17 protein-coding genes and 1 other RNA gene are annotated in these 17,592 nt (G+C 70.8%); 3 read left to right on the top strand and 15 right to left on the bottom strand.

Annotated elements, in window-relative coordinates:
• From ftsL to KPL78_RS28355, 5 genes are all read right to left on the bottom strand, one after another.
• The coding region (ftsL, locus tag KPL78_RS28375; RefSeq protein WP_432761298.1) for a cell division protein FtsL at nt 1–462 on the bottom strand (462 nt) is incomplete at its 3' end.
• Nucleotides 459–1,397: a 16S rRNA (cytosine(1402)-N(4))-methyltransferase RsmH gene (gene rsmH, locus KPL78_RS28370; protein WP_219766662.1), complete on the bottom strand. Its 939-nt coding sequence runs from the start codon at nt 1,395–1,397 to the stop codon at nt 459–461. The genes ftsL and rsmH, both read right to left, overlap by 4 nt.
• A complete protein-coding gene (locus KPL78_RS28365) occupies nt 1,394–1,861 on the bottom strand; it encodes a division/cell wall cluster transcriptional repressor MraZ (protein ID WP_219766661.1) in 468 nt (155 codons plus the stop codon). Before KPL78_RS28365 ends, rsmH begins: the two co-directional genes overlap by 4 nt.
• A gap of 1,003 nt (nt 1,862–2,864) precedes the next feature.
• An RNA gene (gene rnpB / locus KPL78_RS28360) (RNase P RNA component class A) lies at nt 2,865–3,279 on the bottom strand.
• A gap of 34 nt (nt 3,280–3,313) precedes the next feature.
• Entirely contained in the window at nt 3,314–4,207 is an 894-nt protein-coding gene (locus tag KPL78_RS28355) for a LysR substrate-binding domain-containing protein (RefSeq protein ID WP_219766660.1), read from the bottom strand.
• Nucleotides 4,208–4,323: 116 nt separating this feature from the next.
• Between KPL78_RS28355 and KPL78_RS28350 the strand changes: the two genes are divergently transcribed.
• Nucleotides 4,324–4,584, top strand: coding sequence for a DUF1127 domain-containing protein (locus KPL78_RS28350; protein ID WP_219766659.1), 261 nt, complete (start codon nt 4,324–4,326; stop codon nt 4,582–4,584).
• Nucleotides 4,585–4,676: 92 nt separating this feature from the next.
• Here KPL78_RS28350 and KPL78_RS28345 read toward each other — a convergent pair whose 3' ends face one another.
• Both KPL78_RS28345 and KPL78_RS28340 read right to left on the bottom strand, forming a co-directional pair.
• Complete coding sequence (locus KPL78_RS28345; protein WP_219766658.1) at nt 4,677–5,354, bottom strand: N-acetylmuramoyl-L-alanine amidase; 678 nt, start codon at nt 5,352–5,354, stop codon at nt 4,677–4,679.
• Nucleotides 5,355–5,643: 289 nt separating this feature from the next.
• Nucleotides 5,644–6,411, bottom strand: a complete 768-nt coding sequence (locus KPL78_RS28340; RefSeq protein ID WP_219766657.1) for a TerB family tellurite resistance protein — start codon at nt 6,409–6,411, stop codon at nt 5,644–5,646.
• A 158-nt stretch (nt 6,412–6,569) separates the two neighbouring features.
• Here KPL78_RS28340 and KPL78_RS28335 point away from each other — a divergent pair, with 158 nt between their 5' ends.
• Together KPL78_RS28335 and KPL78_RS28330 are read left to right on the top strand one after the other, a co-directional pair.
• Entirely contained in the window at nt 6,570–10,172 is a 3,603-nt protein-coding gene (locus KPL78_RS28335) for a hydantoinase B/oxoprolinase family protein (RefSeq protein WP_219766656.1), read from the top strand.
• Between the two features lie 340 nt (nt 10,173–10,512).
• Nucleotides 10,513–13,359: an AsmA family protein gene (locus KPL78_RS28330; protein WP_219766655.1), complete on the top strand. Its 2,847-nt coding sequence runs from the start codon at nt 10,513–10,515 to the stop codon at nt 13,357–13,359.
• A 39-nt stretch (nt 13,360–13,398) separates the two neighbouring features.
• Here KPL78_RS28330 and KPL78_RS28325 read toward each other — a convergent pair whose 3' ends face one another.
• The 8 genes from KPL78_RS28325 to KPL78_RS28290 form a co-directional block, all read right to left on the bottom strand.
• Nucleotides 13,399–13,614 carry a ribbon-helix-helix domain-containing protein gene (locus KPL78_RS28325; protein WP_219766654.1) on the bottom strand — a complete coding sequence of 72 codons (216 nt, stop codon included), beginning with the start codon at nt 13,612–13,614 and terminating at the stop codon, nt 13,399–13,401.
• A complete protein-coding gene (locus KPL78_RS28320) occupies nt 13,611–15,023 on the bottom strand; it encodes a class II fumarate hydratase (RefSeq protein WP_219766653.1) in 1,413 nt (470 codons plus the stop codon). Before KPL78_RS28320 ends, KPL78_RS28325 begins: the two co-directional genes overlap by 4 nt.
• Nucleotides 15,024–15,180: 157 nt before the next feature.
• Nucleotides 15,181–15,588 (bottom strand): VOC family protein, encoded by a 408-nt coding sequence (locus KPL78_RS28315; RefSeq protein WP_219766652.1) that lies wholly within the window; start codon nt 15,586–15,588, stop codon nt 15,181–15,183.
• A gap of 389 nt (nt 15,589–15,977) precedes the next feature.
• A complete protein-coding gene (locus KPL78_RS28310) occupies nt 15,978–16,298 on the bottom strand; it encodes a YXWGXW repeat-containing protein (RefSeq protein ID WP_219766651.1) in 321 nt (106 codons plus the stop codon).
• Between the two features lie 124 nt (nt 16,299–16,422).
• The gene (locus tag KPL78_RS28305; RefSeq protein WP_219766650.1) at nt 16,423–16,809 is read right to left on the bottom strand and encodes a RidA family protein; all 387 of its coding nucleotides are present in this window, start codon (nt 16,807–16,809) and stop codon (nt 16,423–16,425) included.
• On the bottom strand, nt 16,806–17,105 hold the full coding sequence (locus tag KPL78_RS28300; RefSeq protein ID WP_219766649.1) for a hypothetical protein: 300 nt from the start codon (nt 17,103–17,105) through the stop codon (nt 16,806–16,808). The genes KPL78_RS28305 and KPL78_RS28300 overlap by 4 nt, the downstream gene beginning before the upstream one ends.
• Before the next feature lie 15 nt (nt 17,106–17,120).
• Nucleotides 17,121–17,378: a DUF1272 domain-containing protein gene (locus KPL78_RS28295; protein ID WP_219766648.1), complete on the bottom strand. Its 258-nt coding sequence runs from the start codon at nt 17,376–17,378 to the stop codon at nt 17,121–17,123.
• 19 nt (nt 17,379–17,397) lie between these two features.
• Entirely contained in the window at nt 17,398–17,592 is a 195-nt protein-coding gene (locus tag KPL78_RS28290; protein ID WP_219766647.1) for a DUF2798 domain-containing protein, read from the bottom strand.

The raw sequence follows: 17,592 nt of genomic DNA, 5'->3' as shown, positions 1-17,592 counted from the left end.
CGTCGGCGCTGGCTGCGCGATGGCGGCGACCGCTGCCGGGATGACTGCTGCCGCGACGACCGCGGCGGCAGCGGGCCGCTCGCGCGGCTCGGCCGCGGCGATGGCCATCGGCGCGGCGCTGCCGTCGCCCGGTGGCTCGGTCGGCGCGAAAAGGGAGGGCGGGCCGGCGAATTGCCGTGCGGGCGGCAAGCGCCGCTCCATCTCCGACTGACGGACGAACTGGGTGGGCGTCATCGCATCCAGCGGCAGGTAGCGCTGGGTCACCTGGCGCAGGCGGTCGGGCTCGTTCAGCAGGGCCCATTCGGCGCGCAGCACCTGGGTGCGCTCGCGCGCCTGCTCGGTGCGGCGGTTGATGTCGCGAAGCTGCCGGTCGAGCTCGGAGACCGAGTGCTTCACCTGATACAGATAGAGACCCGCGCCGGCGGCGGCGCAGAGGGTCACGAGGGTCAGGGGGCGGATCATGCGGCCTCCTCCAGTCGTTCCAGGGCGCGCAGGCGGGCCGAGCGCGCACGGGGATTGGATGCGGTCTCCGCCTCGGCAGGGCGGAGCGCGCGGGGTGTGATGAGACGGAAGCGTGGCGCGACGCGGGACGTCAGCGCGGCGGGATCGTGGCGCGAGGCGCCGATGTTCCGTCCGGCGGCCTCGGCCATGAAGCGCTTGGCGATGCGGTCTTCCAGCGAATGGAAGGCGACGACGACCAGCCGCCCGCCCGGGGCGAGAAGCTGTGCGGCGGCGGCGAGGCCACGCTCGACCTCGCCGAGCTCGTCATTCACCGCGAGGCGCAACGCCTGGAAGGACCGCGTCGCGCCGTCGATGCCGGAGGGGTCGCGCGGCACCTTGGACCGCACCAGGGCGGCGAGATCGCCGGTGGTCTCGAAGGGCTGCTCGCGGCGGCGCTCGACGATGGCGCGCGCGATGCGCCGGGCGAAGCGCTCCTCGCCGAGCTGGAACAGGATGTCGGCGAGCTCGGCCTCGGGGAGGGTGTTCACGAGGTCGGCGGCGGAGGGGCCGGACTTCTCCATGCGCATGTCGAGCGGGCCGTCGGCGCGGAAGGAGAAGCCGCGCTCCGCCTGGTCGAGCTGGAAGGAGGAGACGCCGAGATCCATGACCACGCCGTCGAGCGCCGTGACGCCGCGCGCCGACAGGTGCTCCAGCATGTCGCCGAAGCGGCCTTCGATCAGTTGCAGACGCGGCGCGTGGCGGGCGACGAGGCCCGCCCCGCGGGCGATGGCGTCGGGATCACGGTCCATCGCGAAGACCGTGCAATGCGGCGCGGAGTCGAGGATAGCGGCCGTATAGCCGCCACCACCGAAAGTTGCATCGAGGTAATGCGCGCCATCCCGCGGGGCGAGGGTGGCGAGCACTTCCCGCAGCATGACGGGGAGGTGGCCGGTCATGACGCGCTGCCTTCGGGGGCGCTGGCGGGCAGGGTCAGGGCCTCGTCGCGCGCGCGCTGACGCTGTTCGCGGCGGAAGGCGGCGTGGCGCTCGGTGTTCCAGATCTGGAAGATCTCGTCATGGCCGACGATCGAGATCGCCTCGCCGAGCTCGGCTTCCTCGATCAGATCCTCGGGCAGCACGATGCGGCCATCGGCATCGGGGCGGGCCGGATGGGCGTCACCGAACAGGACGGAACCGAGGGTGCTGGCCTTGGCGGAGAAGTAGTCGAGACGGCGATATTGCGCCGACATCGCCTGGAAGCGGGGCTTCGGCCACACATTGATGCAGGGCTGGTCGAAGGCGAGGACGAGGACGATGTCGAGGGTCCCGATTTCCTCAAGCGAGCCGCGGAAAGCGGCAGGCACGGAAATGCGGCCCTTCTTGTCCAACTTCCCCTTGTGCGTGCCCAGGAACTGGGTCATCGCCCCCCGCAAGCGGCCTGGGTCTGCCGCTGATGATGCCTGTTCCGCCCGGGATCAGCGGCCGGCGAGGCCCCCCGACCCCGCCGGCTCGCCCGACCATCCCGCTCCGGTACCCTCTCGCCCCCCCGAGCGTCCTGGGTTCCTCACGGGATGCCATGGGATAACACGGGAAATTCTGGGACAGCAAGGGAGAAAGAATCTTCCGCCATCGATGTGTTGCACGAAAAACACCACGTTTCCCGGCGCTTAACGAGTCACCCTGAATCATTGGTCGAGCAAATGCGAGTGTTTTCTCAGGACCCTTGCGGAAAGTGCTCATATCGCTTCCGGGACAAGAAAATCTGTGCCGACAAGCCACGCTGTGGCGGCACGGAAGCCACGCCTGAGCAGAGTTCCATGCCCATCGGATCGAGGCTCTGCCTCGATCCGGGAGCGCAAGGCGCGACCGCGCCCGGACCGGCAGCACTCCCCGTCGCATCAGCGCATGGCGCGAAGGCAAGCCGCGCGGACGCGCGGCGCCCGCCGTCTGAGGGACAAGCCAAGAAACGGATCGAGGCTCTGCCTCGATCCGGGAGTGCACGGCGCGACCGCGCCCGGACCGACAGCACTCCCCGTCGCATCAGCGCATGGCGCGAAGGCAAGCCGCGCGGATGCGCGGCGCTCGCCGTCAGAGGGACAAACCAAGAAACGGATCGGGGCTTTGCGTCGATCCGGGAGCGCAAGGCGCGACCGCGCCCGGACCGACAGCACTCCCCGTCGCATCAGCGCATGGCGCGAAGGCAAGCCGCGCGGACGCGCGGCGCCCGCCGTCAGAGGGACAAACCAAGAAACGGATCGAGGCTTTGCGTCGATCCGGGAGCGCAAAGCGCGACCGCGCCCGGACCGACAGCACTCCCCATCGCATCAGCGCATGGCGCGAAGGCAAGCCGCGCGGACGCGCGGCGCCCGCCGTCTGAGGGATCAAACCAAGACTCACCTCATCGCCGCCCTGCGGGCGGCGGTGAGCGTCAGACGGCCTGTAAGCCGGGTTCTGTCCAGCCCGTCGCCGGGCCTGTGCGGCCATTCCTCTGGAGCCTGCATCGCTGCAGGCTTCGCGCGGCCAACCCGGGCGGAAGGGCGGGACCGCCCCTGCGTCAGTGCCCGAAGGCACCTCGCCGTCCGCCCCTATTCGGCCTTGCTCCCGGTGGGGTTTGCCGTGCCGCCGCCGTTGCCGGAAGCGCGGTGGTCTCTTACTCCACCGTTTCACCCTTGCCGCGCGGTGCCACCCCGAGGGGAAACACGTCGCGGCGGTCTATTCTCTGTGGCACTTTCCCTGGGGTCGCCCCCGCCGGTCGTTGACCGGCACCGTGGTCCTGTGGAGCCCGGACTTTCCTCCAGCCCGCGATCGCTCGCGGACCAGCGGCCGCCCGGCCGTCTGACGCGGCGCGGTGTGCGCCCGGAGGCAGCCGCCCGTCAAGCGGCCTCGGCACGCATCCAGTCCCATAGAAGCTGGGCGGGTCGCCGCAGCGGTCCGGGTGGCTTGGCCAGGTGATGCGCCCGCGGCCCCGGGGCGGCGAAGGGATGCGCATAGACCAGGCGCCCCGCCGCGATCTCCCGATCCGCGAGGTCACCGCGCGCCAGGGCAAGGCCAAGCCCGGCCGCGGCCGCTTCCAGCGTCAGGCCGAAATCGCTGAACACGGGCCCGTTCGCGGGCGCGGCGCCACGCCAGCCCGCCGCGGTCAGCCAAGCCATCCAATGGTCGCGGTTGACGTCGAAGATCAGCGGGAGGCGCTCGGCGATCGCCTTGATCGAGGGCGTGCCGCGCAGCTTGAAGGATGGCGCGCGCACCGGGCGCAGCGTCTCCGGCATCAGCAGCGTGGCCTCGAGCCCCGGCCAGGGCGGGATACCGTGGCGCACCAGGAAGTCGAGCCCCTGCCGCTGCGCATCCTGCAATTCCGTCGTCGCGACCACGTCCACGCGGATCGCGGGATGCGCGGCGTTGAATCCCGGCAGGCGCGGCAGCAGCCAGCGCGCGGCGAAGGTAGGCACGACCCCGATGCGGACCTCGGCCGCTGAATCCTGGGCGCGGCGCCGGCGCGCGGCGGCCCGGCGCGTGGCGTCCTCGATGCCGGCGAGCAGCGGCGCGACCTCCCCATGATACCGCCGGGCGAGCGGCGTCGGCTCGGTCCCACGGGGCCCGCGACGGAACAGCGGCGCGCCGAGCATCGCCTCCAGCGCCGCGATGTGCCGGCTGATCGCGCCATGCGTCAGGCCGAGCGCCGCACCCGCCTGGCCGAAGCTGCCCGCCCGCAGCGCGGCATCCAGCGCGCGAAGCTGTTCCATGCTGGGCAGGCGTGTCGGCCGCATGGCCGTGAGTATTCCTCACGGCCGGTGTGATGGCGAAGCGCTTCCGCGGTCGGGCTGCCATGCGGAATGCTCGGCGATACGGCGCATTCCCCAACCCCGCGCCGCAGGAGCCGACCATGTCCACCGACCCCACCGCCACCACCATCCGGACCGCAGGGTATCCGGGCCGTCGCGCGATCGTCGCCGCGCCGGGCCCGCTGATGCGCCTGTGGCACAAGGCGGTGGATGCGGTGGAGCGCCGCCGCGCGCTGGACCATGTCGCGCGCATGGATGACCGGATGCTGCGCGACATCGGCGTCCATCGCGGCAATGTCGAGGACGCCGTCCGCCAGGGCCGGGAGGCGGACAAACGCGTCCTGCCCTGGTGGGATCGCTAGAGCCAATCCCGTCCGGGCGGGATCCCACCCGGACGGGTGAAGATGCCTCGCCAAACATAGGCGAGAGCGGTTCCGCCCTCGGAGGAACCGCTCTAGTTCCGGCAGAGATCGGCCACCGCTGCGATCCGCGCCCGGGTGGGGGCATCCGCGATGCCATCCGCCCGGCCGGGCATCCAATGCCGCTGGAAGGCCGTGACCAGCACCGGCAGCTTCAAATCCGTCCGGTAGCCGATGGCCCCGAGCAGTGGCAGCACCGCCTCCGCATCCGGCGGGGGCGGATCGGCGTCGGACCATAGCCCGACGCCGTTGCGCGCCAGGCCTTCCCAGTCGAACAACTCGCCCGGGTCTTCCTTGCGGTCCGGGGCGATGTCGCTGTGTGCGACCACATTGCGCGGTGGGATCGGATGCCGGCCGAGGATGTCGACGCACAGGTCGCAGACCGCCGCCATCTGCAAGGCCGGGAAAGGCCGGTAACCCCATTCATGGCCGGGATTGACGATCTCGATGCCGATGGAGCGCGCGTTCAGCGCCTCATGCCCACGCCAATGGGAAATCCCGGCATGGGCGGCCCGCCGGTCCTCGGGGACCAGGCGGAAGATCGTGCCGTCCTCCTCGACGACATAGTGCGAGGAGACCTTGGCGGCCGGGTCGCGCAGGCGGTCAATCGCCTCCTGGCCCGAACGCATGCCGGTGTAGTGCAGCACCAGCATGTCGATGGGGATGCCCTCGGGCCGCGCATCGTGGTTGGGGCTGGGGAGGTCGCGGATCATCATAGGGCGCTGCGGAGGGGGCTCCGCCCCCTCCGGACCACCCCCGCCAAAGGCCGAAAGGCCTTTGGAAACCGCGACCTTGGCGCTGGGCGGGAGGTTCGTCTTTCAGGGGAAACGCATTCCGTGCCCGGAACCCGGGAATCATGCGGAAAAGGGCCCGAGAGCGACTGCGCAGCCGACGGTGCGCCTTTTGCGCTCGACGCCAGGTATCGGTTTCCAAAGGCCCTGTGGCCTTTGGTGGGGAGGGGCCCGGGGATGGGCAAAGCCCCTCCTCGGCCGGCAGCGCCGATCAGAGCCCCCGCTCCCGCTTGATCCTGTCCCAGGCGGCGTTGATATCCGCGACCTTCGCCGTGGCGCGCTTCACGAACTCCTCCGGCACGCCGCGTGCGGCGAGGCCGTCGGGGTGGTTCTCCCGCATCAGTTGCTTCCAGGCGGCGCGGACCTGCTCGTCGCTTGCTTCCCGCGTCAGGCCGAGCACCGGGTAGGGATCTTCCATCTGCTGGGTGGACACGCCGCGCGGGCTGCCGCCCTTAGCCCGTTCCCAGGCCGCGGCGTCGAGCCCGAAGCGCGCGTGGATGCCGCGCAGCATGTCGCCTTCGGATTTGGTCACCGGCCCGTCGGCGCGGGCGATGCGGACGAAGGCGGCGAGCACGTCTTCCAGCATCGCCTTGTTGTCGGCGAAGGCCTCGCCGAGCTTGGAGGCGAAGGGTTCCCAGCCTTCCGCTTCCTCGCGCGCCTGGTCGAACAGGCGGCCGACGTCGCGCAGGCCTTCTTCCGGCACACGGAACATCTGGCGGAAGGTGTCGATCTCGGCGCGCTTCACCGGGCCGTCCACCTTGGCGAGCTTGGCGGCGAGCACGACCACGGCGAAGGAGAACAGGTTCTCCTTGCCGCCCAGCATATGGACCATATCGGCGGCATTGGGCGGAATCCCGCGCGCGCCGGGCAGCGCGCCCTGATCGGCCGCATGGCCGAGCGCCGCCCCCATCATCGCGCCGAAGGGCCCGCCCATGGCGAAGCCCGCCATGCTACCCAGGATCTTGCCCCAGAAATTCACGCCTGCACCTCTTCCGGCCCTAGCTAGCACGTCGGGTGCCGTGCGGGGGAGGGCAAGGCCGCGCAACGATCGGCGCTGCCTTGCCCCGCGCCCTGCGCCTCTCTATTGCGAGAACGGTGCGGCGCGCGCCAGGCGGGCCGCGGTGAAGGGGTGGCTTCATGGCCGGCTGGCAGTTCTGGATCGATCGCGGGGGTACTTTCACCGATATCGTCTCCCGCGACCCGTCAGGCCGGCTGTCCACCCGCAAGCTGCTGTCGGAGAATCCGGAACGCTACCGGGACGCCGCCGTGGCCGGCATCCGGGAGACGCTGGGCCTCGCGCCGGGCGCACCGATCCCGGCAGGCACCATCGACGCGGTGAAGATGGGCACCACCGTCGCCACCAATGCGCTGCTGGAGCGCAAGGGCGAGCGGGTGCTGCTGCTGGTCAATCGCGGCTTCGCGGACATGCTGCGCATCGGCAACCAGGCGCGGCCGCGGCTCTTCGACCTCGACGTGAAGCTGCCGGAACTGCTGCATGAACGCGTCGCGGAGATCGGCGGCCGCGTCGCTGTGGACGGCGCGGAGATCGAACCGCTCGACGAGACCGCCGCGCGTGCCGCGCTGAAGGCCGGCTTCGCCGAGGGCATCCGCGCCGTCGCCATCGTGATGATGCATGCCTGGGCGCATCCGGCGCATGAGCTGCGCCTCGGCGCCATCGCGCACGAGGAAGGCTTCACCCAGGTCTCGCTGTCCCACCAGGCGAGCCCGCTGCCGCGCATCGTGCCGCGCGGGGATACGACGGTGGTGGATGCCTATCTCTCGCCGGTGCTGCGGCGCTACGTCGATCAGGTGGCGAGCGAGCTGCCGGGCGTGCGCCTTTACTTCATGCAGTCCAATGGCGGCCTGACCGAGGCCGGCCGCTTCCAGGGCAAGGATGCGATCCTGTCCGGCCCGGCGGGCGGCATCGTCGGCGCCGTGCGCACCGCCGGCATGGGCGGCTTCGACCGCATCATCGGCTTCGACATGGGCGGCACCTCGACCGACGTCGCGCTTTATGCCGGCGAGTTCGAACGCGCCTTCGAGACCGAGGTCGCCGGCGTGCGCATGCGCGCGCCGATGATGGCGATCAACACGGTCGCGGCGGGTGGCGGTTCCATCCTGCATTTCGACGGCGCGCGCATGCGGGTGGGGCCCGACAGCGCGGGCGCCGTGCCGGGGCCCGCCTGCTATCGCCGCGGCGGGCCGCTCGCCGTGACGGATGCCAACGTCATGGTCGGCAAGATCCAGCCGAAGCACTTCCCGGCGATCTTCGGGCCCGATGGCGATCAGATGCTGGATGCCGACATCGTCCGGCAGAAATTCATGGCGCTGGCGGCGGAGATCGCCGCTGCCACCGGCACCCTCCGCGATCCGCGTGAGGTCGCGGAGGGCTTCCTGCGCATCGCCGTCGCGAACATGGCGAACGCCATCAAGCAGGTGTCGATCCAGAAGGGGCATGACGCGACGCGCTTCGCGCTCCAGTGCTTCGGCGGCGCAGGCGGTCAGCATGCCTGCCTCGTCGCCGACGCGCTGGGCATGGAGACGGTGTTCATCCACCCCTTCGCCGGCGTGCTGTCCGCCTATGGCATGGGCCTCGCCGACCAGGCGGCGATCCGCGAGGGCGCGGTGGAAGCCCCACTGTCCCCGGATGGCATGGACGACCTCGCCGCGCGGCTCGACGCGTTGGCCGCGCAGGGGCGTGAGGAACTGGCGCGCCAGGGCGCCGATCCGGCCGCGCTGAAGACCGCGCGCCGACTGCATCTGCGCTACGCCGGCACCGACGCCTTCCTGCCCGTGCCCTTCGGCGACCATGCCACCGTGCTCGCCGCCTTCACCGAGGCGCATCGCCGCCGCTTCGGCTTCGCCACGCCGGAACGCCAGGTGGTGGTGGAGGCGTGCATCGCCGAGGTCACCATGCCTGGCGAGCAGGTTGCCGAACCGGCCCTGCCCGATCGCGGCGATGGCCAGCCCGAACCCATCGACACGGTCGCGATGTGGAGCGAAGGCGCGGCACACGCGGCCCCGCTGTTCGACCGCGACGCGCTGCTCCCCGGTGACCTCATCCCCGGCCCCGCGCTGATCCGCGAGGCCATCGCGACCACTGTGGTCGAACCCGGCTGGACGGCCGAGCTGACCGCGCTCGACCACCTCGTGCTGCGGCGGACCTCGCCGCGCGCGGCCGCCCTCGCCGCGACGAGCGACCGGCCCGATCCGGTGATGCTTGAACTGTTCAACAACCTGTTCATGAACGTTGCCGAGCAGGCGGGCGCGGTGCTGCAGAACACCTCGCTGTCGGTGAACATCAAGGAACGGCTCGACTTCTCCTGCGCCATCTTCGACGCGCAGGGCTACCTCGTCGCCAATGCGCCGCATGTGCCGGTGCATCTGGGTGCGATGGGGGAGAGTGTGCGCACCGTCATCCGGTCGCGCGGCACGACGCTGAAGCCGGGGGACGTGGTCGCGCTGAACAACCCGTCCAATGGCGGGACGCATCTGCCCGACATCACCGTCATTACCCCGGTCTTCGACACGGCGGGGCGCGAGATCCTGTTCTTTGTCGGTAGCCGCGGCCACCACGCGGATATCGGTGGGCTGACGCCGGGTTCCACGCCGCCGGGCTCGAAGACGCTGGAGGAGGAAGGCGTCGTCATCGACGATTTCCTGCTGGTCGATGGCGGCACCATCCGCGAGGCCGAGTTCCGCACGCTGCTGGCGAGCGCGAAGTACCCCGCGCGCAGCCCCGACGTGAACGTCGCCGACATCAAGGCGCAGGTGGCGTCGAACGAGAAGGCGGTGCAGGAACTGCAACGCGCCGTCGCTGAATTCGGCCTGCCCACCGTGCGCGCCTACATGGCGCATGTGATGAACAATGCGGAGGAATCCGTCCGCCGCGTGCTGGAACGCCTGCCGGACGGCGCCTTCGAAACCACCATCGACGACGGCACGCCTCTCAAGGTCGCGGTGCGAGTGGACCACGCGAACCGCCGCGCGGTGATCGACTTCACCGGCACAGGCCCGCAGCGGCCGGACAATTTCAATGCACCCTCGGCGGTCTGCCGCGCCGTGGTGCTCTATTCCTTCCGCTGCCTGGTGGGGGAGGACATCCCGCTCAATGATGGCTGCCTCAAGCCGCTGGAGATCGTGATCCCGGAAGGGACCTTCCTCTCGCCGCGCCCGGGTGCCGCGGTGGTCGCAGGCAATACCGAAGTGTCGCAGATGACCTGCAACGCGGTGCTCGCCGCGCTCGATGCCTGCGCCTCGGCCCAGTCGACGATGAACAACCTGCTCTTCGGCGACGCCACCTACCAGTATTACGAGACCATCTGCGGCGGCACCGGCGCCGGCCCGGGCTTCAACGGCACCGGCCCTGTGCAGACGCACATGACCAACACCCGCATGACCGACCCCGAGATCCTCGAACTCCGCTACCCCGTGCGGCTGGAAGAGTTCGCGATCCGCCACGGCTCGGGCGGCAGGGGCCAGTGGCATGGTGGCGACGGGTCGCGTCGTCGCATTCGCTTCCTCCGTCCGATGGAGGCGGTGATCGTCGCCTCCCGCCGCACTGTCGCGCCGCATGGGCTGCACGGCGGCGCGAATGGCGCGGCGGGCCGGCAATGGGTCGAGCGCAGCGATGGCAGCGTCGAGACGCTGAAGGGCAGCGACCGCGCGAGCCTGCGGCCGGGCGACATCTTCGGCCTCGAAACGCCGGGTGGCGGTGGATGGGGGGCGGCGGCCGGGTGACGGCGGCGGTCGACAATCCCGGCGTGGGGCGAGGAGCCCGACCTTCGCGGTCGCGTCGGGGAGGGGCTTTGCCCCTCCCCGAACCCTACCCCAGCAAAGGCCGAAAGGCCTTTGCAAACCAATACCTGGTGCCGGGCAGCGCGGTCGGAAGCTGCGCCAAAGCCAGCTTTCGCGCACGGAGCGCGCTGACGGATCGGGACTACGGCCTGCGCAGAGTGCCAGGTGATGGTTTCCAAAGGCCCTGTGGCGTTTGGTGGGGAGGGGCAAATCCCTTCCCCGGCCTACTGTCGCCGCATCGTCGCGCCCATCGGGCAGCACCTTTCCAGCGGCGATCGCCGCCATGAAGCGCCGCGCCCTCTTCCTCCTCCTCATCCCGGTCATCCTTCTCGTCGCCGCCTGGTTCGGCCCCGGCCTGCTTGACTGGGAGGGGCAGCGTGGTCGTGTCGCCGTCATCGCCGCGGCCCGGCTCGGCCGCCCGGTGGTGCTGGCCGGACCGCTGCGCCTGACCCTGCTGCCGCAACCCATGGTCGAGGCCGACGATGTCAGCGTCGGCGATGCGGATGGCGAGGAATTCGGCGTCACCGCGCGGGTCCTGCGCCTGCGGCTCGGCCTGATTCCGCTGCTGACCGGACGCATCGAACCACGTGATCTGGTGCTGGTGGGCGCGGAGATCCGCCTGCCCTGGCCGCCCGACACCATTGGCACGCTGCGCCCGCCACCCTGGCTGACCGGCTTCGATGCGCGCATCGAGGACAGCCGCGTCGAAGTCGGCGGAGCGGTGCTGGAGGGTGTCTCGGCACGGCTCGCCGCCCCCGGGCCCTTCGATGCCATCCGCACCGAGGGCAGCTTCACCTGGCGCGGCGCGCCCGTGCGGTTCGAGACGGTGGTCGGCCGTCCCGGCTTCGACGGGGTGGCGACGCTCGACCTGTCCTTCGCCCTGCAACAGACGACCATCACCGCGCGCGGCTCCCTGGTCGCGGAAGGCGGCTTCGACGGCCGGATCGAGGCTTCGGGCAACGACCTGTCCCAATTGATGGCGGCACCCGCCGGACCTTTCCGCGCCACCGGCCGGGTGAGCGTGACCGGGGAGGTCGCGGCGGCCGACAACCTCGTTCTCGACCTCGGCGGCGTCACCGGGCGCGGGGCGGCGACCTTCCGCTTCCGGCCGGAATCGCGGCTCGACATCGCACTGGCCCTGGCGCGCATCGACCTCGATGCCTGGATCACGGCGCTGCGCGGGGCGCCGAAGCCGGTCCTGCCGATCGGGCTCGATCTCTCGGCCGAGGCGGCCAGCTTCCGTGGCCAGACCATCCGTCGCCTGCGCGGCGGGGTCTTCCGCGAGGGCGATCGCATCACGCTGACCGACATCTCCGCGGTGCTGCCGGGCGAGGCTGAGATCGAGGCGAATGGCGCGACCGCCGGCGACAGGCTGGAACTCGGCCTGCGCGCCAGCGGGCCCAGCCTGCGCGCCAGCCTCGCCGCCTTCGGCGTGCCGGTCGAACGCTTCGACCCGTCCCGCCTGCGCGCCTTCGATGGCCGCGCCCGGCTAGTGCTGGAGTCCGCGCAGCTCGGCGTGCCGGAACTCGCGGCGACATTGGACGGTGCGCGGATCAGCGGCGCCGGCGTGTTCCGCTTCGGGGCGCGACCGGCTCTGGGTCTCGGGCTGACTGTGGATCGGCTGGTCCTCGACGGGCTGCTGCCGCCGGCGGCGCGTTGGACGGAGCTGCTGCGCGGCGGCTTTGGGATCGACGCCAATCTGCGCCTGGCGGCCGAGACGGTCGTCTGGGGCGGCGTCACCGCCAGCCGCGCCGCGCTGGACGCGGTGATGGAACAGGGGCGGGTCGGCCTGCGGCGCGTCTCGGGCCAGATCGGCGGTGCGGACATCACCCTGGCGGGCAGCGTCGCGACCGGCGCGACACCCCGCTTCGGGGATCTGGTGCTGGAGGTCTCGGCGTCGAACGCCGCGGGCCTGGCGGCGGCCGCGTCACCGCTTGTGACCTTGCCCGATGCCTTCGCCGCCCAGGCGCTGCGCCTGCGCCTGACCGGCGGCGGCCCGCCCGATGCGCTGGCGCTGACGGCCGAGGGCGAACTCGGCGAATTGCGCGTCGAGGCCCAGGCCACGGCGAACCTGCCGCAGGAGCGCATTGGTGGGAACCTGACGCTGCGCCACCCCGGCGCGCCGCGTCTCGCCACTCTGCTCGGTGCGCGGGAGATGCCGGCTTGGCTCGGCGAAGGGTCCTTTTCGCTGATTGCTGCCCTGTCCGGCGGGCGCGGCAGCGTCTCGGCCGAGAACCTCGAACTGGTCGCCGGCGGGTTGCGGGCACGGGGTCAGGTGGCCGTGGCTCTTGATGGCCCGCGCCCGAAGTTGACCGGGCGCATCGCCGCCGAGCGGCTGCCGCTGCCTGAACTCGCGTTGCGCGATAATGATCCGCTGGGCTTCGGCGTGCTCGGCGCGTTCGATGCCGACCTCGCCGTGGAGGCGACGGAGATGATCGCCCCCGGCCTGCCGCCGCTCGATGAGATGAGCGGCCGGGTGAAGCTCGACGCCGGCAAGCTTGCGGTCGAGGAGCTGCGGGCCCGGCTCGGTGGCGGGGCGCTGGAAGGGACGCTGAACCTTGATGTCGCGACAGTGCCGCCGGTGCTGTCGGCCTCGCTGGGACTGACCGGGGCGACGCTGACGGGGCCGCTTTTCGGCCTGCCCTTCGACCTGGTCTCCGGCCGGCTTGACGCCCAGGCGCGTGTCACGGCCCAGGGCCATGCGCCCGCCGCCCTGCTCGGCACCCTGACCGGGGACGGGCGGATCGCCCTGGTGGATGGGGTGATCGTCGGCGTCGCCCTGGGCCGCGCGGCCAGCGCCGCCGGCATCGAGGACGCCGCCCAGGCCGAGACCGCCGTGCGCGAGGCGCTGGACGGCGGCGCCACGGCGGTCGAGCGCCTGGAAGGCGGCTGGCGGGCCAATGCCGGCGTGGTGACGCTGGACGGCATTCGCATTGCCGGCGAAGGCGGGATGTCGGGCGCCGTCGAGGGCAGCATTGATCTGCGACGCGGGGCGGTCGATCTGCGCTTCCTGGTCCAGCCGCCTCCAGCCGAGGCGCCGCCGATCGCCCTGCGCGTCACCGGGCCGGCGGAGACACCGAACCGGCAGCCGGAGGTCGCCACCTGGGCGCGGTGGCGGGCGGAGCGGTGAGACGCGCGTTGGAGGGGGCTTTGCCCCCTCCATCCTGCGTTACCTTTGCTCCAGCAGCGCGAACACCCGCAGCGTGCTGGCGAGTGGCGCGCCGTCCTCCGCCCGTGCCGCGTCGCGTTCCGAGACCAGCGCCGCGAGGCTGATCCCCCGCGCCGCGGCGATGGCTTCCAGCGCCGCCCAGAAGGCAGGCTCCAGTGCCACCGAAGTCCGGTGCCCGGCGAGCGAGAAGGACCGCTTCGCCAGATGCGGCTTCATCCCCCGCCCTCCAGCGCGCCGCCCGGGCGCAGCATGTCTTCCGGGCGCACCCAGCGGTCGAAATCCTCCGGCGTCACATGGCCCAGCCGCGCGGCGGCGTCCTTCAGCGTCAGGTCCTCGGCGAGGGCCTTCTTCGCGATCTGCACCGCCTTGTCGTAGCCGATGCGCGGATTCAGCGCGGTCACGAGCATTAGCGACTTCGCGACCTGGTCGGCGATGCGGGCGCGGTTCGGTTCCAGCTTCGCGACCATGTGGGTGGCGAAGGAGCGCGCGGCGTCGCCCAGCAGATGCGCGCTTTCCAGCACCGATTGGATGATCACCGGCTTGAAGACGTTCAGTTCCAGATGACCCTGGGCGCCGGCGAAGGTGACCGTGGTCTGGTTGCCCATGACGCGGGCGGCGACCATGGTCAGGGCCTCGGACTGGGTGGGGTTGGTCTTGCCGGGCATGATGCTGGAGGACAGGCCGTCTGCCGGGATGACCAACTCCCCCAAGCCGCCACGCGGGCCGGACCCCAGCATACGGATGTCGTTGGCGATCTTGGTCAGCGAGACGGCGACGGTGTTCATCGCGCCATGCAACTCGACGAAGGCATCGTGGGCGGCCATGCCCTCGGACTTGTCGGGGTTGGGGGCGAAGGCCTCGCCGGTGCGCTCGGCGAGGATGGCGCAGAAGGCGTCGTCGAAATCCGGGTGGCGATTCAGGCCGGTCCCGGCGGCGGTGCCGCCCTGGGGCAGCAGCAGCAGGCGCGGCAGGGTGTCCGCCACGCGGGCGATGCCGTTCTGTACCTGGCGTGCCCAGGTGGCGAACTCGCCGCCCAGCGTGACCGGCACGGCATCCATCATGTGGGTGCGCCCCAGCTTCACGATATCCGCGTAGGCGTCGGCCTTCGCGGTCAGCGCGGCATGCAGCGCGGCGAGCCCCGGCAGCAGGCGCCCGCGCACAGCCTGCACGGCCGCGATGTGCATCACCGTCGGAAAGCTGTCGTTCGAGGACTGGCCGCGATTGACGTGGTCGTTCGGATGGATCGGCTTCCGCGAGCCGAGCGGCTCGCCGAGCGCCTCATTGGCGCGGTTCGCGATGACCTCGTTCGCATTCATGTTGGTCTGGGTGCCGGACCCGGTCTGCCAGATGGGCAGGGGGAAATCGGCGTCGCGCAGGCCGGTCGCGACTTCCTCGGCCGCCGCCTTGATCGGTTCGGCGATGGCGTCGGGCAATTCGCCAAGGCGGCGATTGGCCTCGGCCGAGGCCCATTTCTGCAGGCCGGTGGCGCGGATCACGCCCGGGTCGAGGCGGGTATCCCCGATGCGGAACAGCGCCCGGGCGCGCTCGGTCTGCGGGCCCCAGTAGCGGTCCGCGGGGATCTCGATGGTGCCGAGCGAATCCGTTTCGGTGCGGGTGGCGGTCATGCAGTCCTCCGTCCGGCCCGATATGGGGGGCATCCGGCCCCGCCAAAGGCCAGACCTTCGTCGGGGGACCCATGGTGTGCCGGGCTGGTCGGGCGGCCGCGCGCGAAACACGGGCCGATGTTGAACCGACAAGGGCCAGTCCCTTGCCGGTTCCGCATCAGTCGAGCGAACCGTAGGTCGAGATCTCGATCAGGTTGCCGTCCGGATCGCGGCAATAGACCGAGGTGATCGGCCCCAGAGCGCCATCCTTCGCCACCGGTCCCTGCTCCACCGCCACGCCGCAATCGCGCAGATGGGCGATGATCTGCTCCGCATCCACCGTGACGATGAAGCACAGGTCGGCGGTGCCGGGCACGCCGCCGGCCACGCCGGTCCACCATTCGGTCTGCGTTGCCTCGACCGGGCGGAGATTGATCTTCTGCCCGCCGAACTTCACCGTGGTCCGGTCGTGCGGGCCGAACTCGCCAACCTCCATGCCCAGCACGCGCTGATACCAGGAGGCCGAAATGGTCACGTCCTTGACGGTCAGGACCAGGTGATCGAGGCGATCGACAGCAAAGCGCATGGCGGATCCCGGAACGGTTCAGCCCGCGCCCTGTACAGCCCGAAGCTGGCTCTGTCACGGTCGCTGGTGGGTTGGAGCGGCCTCCGCCTCACTTGCGCGAAGATACGACTCGCGAGGCGACGGGGAGGCCTTGCCCTTCCCCGAACCCCACCAAAGGCCGCAGGGCCTCGAAAAACCGATACCTGGCGCCGGGCGGGACGTTTCGGGATGTCTAGGCGCACGCAGCGCCTGGCGCCAGGCAATGCCTCGTGGCGCCATGCACGGAGCACGCGCTTCCGGGGGTGCGGACCCGTCGTGCAGGTCGCCAGGTCAAGGTTTCCAAAGGCCCTGTGGCCTTTGGTGGGGAGGGTTCGGGAGGGGCAAAGCCCCTCCTGATCGACGGTGCCGCTTCAGCGCTGCCACCCGCCCGGATGGTAGCGCCAGTGGTCGCCATCCTGATCCCAGCGCGGCTGGGCGTAGTGGCGTCCGCGGCGGGTGCGGACCCAACGTCCTTCCTCCCAGACATAGCGCCGGCCGTTCCAGCGGTAGTGCCCGTCCGCCCAGACATAGCCGCGGCGCGGCGGCGGAACCGGGCGGGCATAGGGCGGCGGGGGCGGCGGGCCGAAATTCAGCGTGATGCTCTGCGCCTCGGCGGTCGCAGGGAGGCCGAGGCCGGTCGCTGCCGCGGCCAGGGCGGGGAGGACGACGAAAAGGCCTCGACGGGTGGTCATGCAGTCTCTCCTTCGCAGAGGGGGCAGGAGGTCCCATCCCCTGGACACAGCCTCCGCGCCAGATGCGGCAGGGCGGAGGCAGTCCTGTTGCGAAGGGCAACGCCGCGTTGCGGCGCCGGTTGCGTCAGGCGCGGCGGCGCGCCGTGACCTCAATCTCGATGCGCATGGCATCGGTCTGCAGGCCCGCATGAATCAGGGTCGAAGCGGGGCGCGCCTTGCCGAAGTACTTCTTCACCACCGGCCAGCAAGGTTCCCAATCCGCACGGTCGGGGACGATGAAGAGCGCGCGGACCACGTCATCCAGCGTCGCGCCCGCCTCGGCCAGCGCGGAAGCGATGTTGCGGAAGCACTGGTCGGCCTGCGCCACGACATCCGGCTCGATGGTCATGCGGCTATAGTCGTAGCCGGTGGTGCCGGACACCCAGATATCCTCGCCGATGACGACGGCGCGGGAATAGCCGATCTCCTCCTCGAACTTCGAGCCGGAGGAGATGAGGCGACGATCGGTCATGCGGGTGGTCCTTGCCTTGGTCGGGGTGTCGGCGCCGCGTCGTCCCGGCCGAGTTCGGCGAGACGGCTACGGAACTCGGCCTTGCGCAGTTCGGCGAGCAGCCATTGTTCTTCAGACAGCAGATGCGCCGCTTTGCGGATGACGTGGAAGCTGAAGCCGGCGCCGAGGGCCAGGAGGACGAAGAAGATCCCCAGGGGCCATTGGCCCTGGCCCAGCGAGTAGAGCGCCACGAAGCCGAAGATGACGACTATGGCGCCATTGGCGAACAGCGCGGTGAAGCGGATGCGTTCCGGCATGGCTCGCAGCCGGTATCAGGTCGCGACGGGCCCGCCGCAGCGTTCGGGCCTGTGGATTCGCTCGGCCGAGGCGGGGAACTGCGTGAGCTTCCCTGCCGGCCGGATCGGGCGGCGCAGCAGTTCCCCGCCGCAATTGGGGCAGAGCCCGCCCGGCAGCTTGGTGCGCACGCACTCCACGCACCATGTGCATTCGAAGGAACAGATCAGCGCGTCGCGGCTGTCCGGCGGCAGGTCCCGGCCGCAGCATTCGCAGTTGGGGCGAAGGGCGAGCATGGCCGGGTTCCTTTCCGGGTCAGGGTGGTGCGACGCGGCGCGAGGCCAGCGACTGCACGCAGGGCATCACCAGCAGAATGACCAGAAAGGCGATGACCCACGCGATCGGCCAGGCGCCGAGTGCCATCACGGACAGCCCAAGCGCCATGGCGGTCGAGATGCCCGAGATGATGAAGGTCATGATGGCGGTGATCAGCAGACCGGTCAGCGGCAA

Origin of the sequence: Roseomonas alba (genome assembly GCF_019430885.1) — a bacterium.
GTDB classification, from domain to species: Bacteria; Pseudomonadota; Alphaproteobacteria; order Acetobacterales; family Acetobacteraceae; genus Neoroseomonas; species Neoroseomonas alba.
The sequence above is the reverse complement of the archived record's forward strand: the minus strand, read 5'-3'. Positions and strand labels throughout refer to the sequence as shown.